This is a genomic window from Bacillus sp. SIMBA_154 (assembly GCF_046536015.1).
GTDB lineage: Bacteria > Bacillota > Bacilli > Bacillales > Bacillaceae > Bacillus > Bacillus pumilus_P.
Map to the genome: position 1 here is coordinate 1 of NZ_JAWJBV010000344.1, position 264 is coordinate 264.

Genomic DNA, 264 nt, shown 5'->3' on the forward strand with positions numbered 1-264 from the left:
CATTCCTCGCTACGACTACCTCGTGCTGAAATTAACTGTTTAAATGCATCTGAGTCTGTTTTCATTACTTTAAATCGGCTGCTATCGCTGCTAACGTCGGCTAATACTTGTAAATCTGTAATGGGGTTAAACTCGCTACCACCTTCAGGTGTGCGCGCTAGCTGATGAAAATGTGCCATACCTGTAAGTACTCGCCCAAATACGGTGATGTTTTTGTCTAAATAACGTGGACCTTGCCCTATGGTGACGAAAAACTCTGTGCTG

General features: G+C 43.9%; 1 protein-coding gene. It reads right to left on the reverse strand.

The features are described from left to right. Positions 1–264, reverse strand: a 264-nt coding sequence (locus R0K30_RS22310; RefSeq protein ID WP_410613065.1) for a peptidylprolyl isomerase, incomplete at both ends; no start/stop codon positions are given.